The organism is Kitasatospora sp. NPDC091257, assembly GCF_044757675.1.
Lineage (GTDB): Bacteria > Actinomycetota > Actinomycetes > Streptomycetales > Streptomycetaceae > Kitasatospora > Kitasatospora lactacystinica.
This window is the reverse complement of record NZ_JBIVVI010001092.1, coordinates 1-3,099: the sequence shown is the minus strand read 5'-3', so window position 1 is coordinate 3,099 and position 3,099 is coordinate 1. Positions and strand designations below refer to the sequence as shown.

Genomic DNA, 3,099 nt, shown 5'->3' with positions numbered 1-3,099 from the left:
CCCGTAGCCGTACCCGCCCTCGGCGAGGGCCGGGTAGAAGCCGTCCAGCGCCAGTGGTTCGGCGCCCGGCGGCGGCCAGGCCGCGAGGTCGTACTCCTGCGCCGCGAGGTCGTGTTCCCGCGCCGCACCCTCGGCGCCCAGGACGCCGGTCGCGTGACGCACCCACGGCGCCTCGCCCTCGTCCGGCCGGGCGTGGATCTCCACCCGGCGGTCGCCGTTCTCCTCCGGGGCGGCCACCCGCACCTGGACCTGCACCCCGCCGGTGGCCGGCAGGGGCAGCGCGGACTGCACCAGCAGCTCGCGCAGGATCGTCGAGCCGACCTGCTCCCCGGCCCGCAGCGCCATCTCCACGAACGCCGTCCCGGGCACCAGCACCCGGCCGAGGACGGCGTGGTCCGCCAGCCAGGGTTGGGTGGCGAGCGACAGCCTTCCGGTCAGCAGCACCTCGTCCCCGCCGGCCAGCGCGACCGTCGCGCCGAGCAGCGGATGGTCCGCCGCGCTCTGGCCGACGCCGCCCACGCCGCCCACGCCGGTGGCCGGCTCCAGCCAGAACCTGGTCCGCTGGAAGGCGTAGGTCGGCAGCGGCACCCGGCGTCCGGCCGGCAGCACGGCCGGCCAGTCGACCTCGACGCCGGCCGCCCAGAGCCGGCCGAGCGCGCGCAGCGCCGTCCCGGCCTCCTCGGGTTCGCCGCGGCGCAGCGCCGGGACGAACACGCCCTCGGTGACGGACTGCTGGGCCATGCCGCACAGCACGCCGTCCGGGCCGAGCTCCAGGTGGCGGGTGACGCCCCGGCCGGCCAGGTGCGCGATGCCGTCGGCGAACCGGACGGTGCCGCGCACATGGCGGGCCCAGTACCCGGGCGTCCGGATCTCCCCGGGGTCGACCACCGCGCCGGTCAGGTTGGAGACGATCGGGATCCGCGGCTCGGCGAAGGTCAACCCGGCCAGCACCTCGGTGAATTCGGCCAGCATCGGCTCCATCAGGGCCGAGTGGAAGGCGTGCGAGACGGTCAGCCGGCTCGTCCGGCGGCCCTCGGCCGCCCAGCGCCCGGCGAACTCCTCGACCACCTCCGTCGGACCCGAAACCACCACCGAGGTCGGGCCGTTGACGGCGGCGACGTCCAGCCGGTCACCGATCTCCGAACGCACCTCGGCCTCGGTGGCCTGCACGGCGAGCATCGCGCCGCCCTCGGGCAGCGCCTGCATCAGCCGGCCGCGCGCGGCCACCAGGGCGCAGGCGTCGGCGAGGGAGAACACGCCCGCCGCATGGGCGGCGGCCACCTCGCCGATCGAGTGGCCCAGCAGGAAGTCCGGGACCAGGCCGCAGGACTCCGCCCAGCGGTACAGGGCGACCTCGACGGCGAACAGGCCGGCCTGCGCCCACATCGTCCGGTCCAGGTCGACGCCCTCGAAGACCACGTCCTTGACCGGCCGGTCGAGCCACCGGTCCAGCTCCGCGCAGACCTCGTCGAACGCCGCCGCGAACGCCGGGGAGGCCTCGTACAGCCCCCGGCCCATCCCGGCCCGCTGCGCGCCCTGCCCGGTGAAGAGGAAGGCGAGTCGCCCGGGGCCGCCCGGGGCCGCCGGTTCCGCCTCCTCGGCCGCGAGCCGGTCGAGCTGGCGCAGCAGGTCCGCGCCGTCCCGTCCGACGGCGACGGCCCGGTGCTCCAGTTCGGCCCGGGTGGTGGCCAACGACCATGCCACGTCGGCCGGTTCGGGTGCGGGCGCCGCCGCGAGGTGGGCGCGCAGGGAGCGCGCCTGCTCACGCAGGGCGGCCTGGGTCCCACCGGAGAGCGGCCACACCACCGGGCCCTCGCCCATGGTCGTCGGCCCCGCCGGGCCGCGGCCCGCGCCGATCGGCTCCATCGGGCCGTGGCCCGTGGTGGTCGGCCCGGCCGGGCTCGGGGCGGACTCCAGGATGATGTGCGCGTTGGTGCCGCTGATGCCGAAGGAGGACACGCCCGCGCGGCGCGGCCGGTCGGCCTCGGGCCAGGGGCGCGGCTCGGTCAGCAGTTCGACCGCCCCGGCCGACCAGTCCACGTGGTGGGTCGGCTCGTCCACGTGCAGGGTGGCGGGCAGGACACCGCGGCGCATCGCCTGCACCATCTTGATGACGCCCGCCACGCCGGCCGCGGCCTGGGTGTGGCCGATGTTGGACTTGATCGAGCCCAGCCACAGCGGCCGGTCGGCCGGCCGGTCCTGGCCGTAGGTCGCCAGCAGCGCCTGGGCCTCGATCGGGTCGCCCAGGCTGGTGCCGGTGCCGTGCGCCTCGACCGCGTCCACCTCGGCGGCGAGCAGCCGGGAGTCGGCCAGCGCCTGCCGGATCACCCGCTGCTGGGACGGCCCGTTGGGGGCGGTGAGCCCGTTGGAGGCGCCGTCCTGGTTGACCGCGCTGCCGCGGATCACCGCGTGGATCTCACGGCCGTTGCGCAGCGCGTCGGAGAGCCGCTCCAGCACCAGCACCCCGACGCCCTCGGACCACGTGGTGCCGTCCGCCGCCGAGGCGAAGGGCTTGCACCGGCCGTCGGAGGCCAGTCCGCCCTGCCGGTCGAACTCGGCGAAGATGTTCGGACCGGCCAGGACGGCCACGCCGCCGGCCAGCGCCAGCTCGCACTCGCCCCGCCGCAGCGCCTGCGCCGCCAGGTGCATCGCCACCAGGGAGGAGGAGCACGCGGTGTCCACCGTGACGGCCGGGCCCTCCAGGCCGAAGGTGTACGCCACCCGGCCGGAGACCACGCTCATCGAGGTCCCGGTCAGCAGGTAGCCCTCCGCGCCGGGCGGGAGCTGGGCGCCCACACCGTAGGTCGAGGCGTACGCCCCGACGAACACGCCGGTCGGGGAGCCGCGCAGCTCCGGGGCGACCAGTCCGGCCGCCTCGAAGGCCTCCCAGGAGGCCTCCAGCAGGATGCGCTGCTGCGGGTCCATCACCAGGGCCTCGCGCGGCGAGATCCCGAACAGCTCGGCGTCGAAGCCCGCGACGTCGTCCAGGAAGCCGCCGCGCGGGGCGTAGGACGCGTCCCCGACCCGCCAGCCGCGGTCCGCCGGGAACGGGGTCACCCCGTCGAAGCCCTCGGCCAGCAGCCGCCACAGCTGCTCGGG

At 76.6% G+C, this 3,099-nt stretch carries 1 protein-coding gene; it reads right to left on the bottom strand.

From position 1 onward, the window contains the following. Positions 1-3,099, bottom strand: a 3,099-nt coding sequence (locus ACIQOV_RS34760) for a type I polyketide synthase (RefSeq protein WP_401054842.1), incomplete at both ends; no start/stop codon positions are given.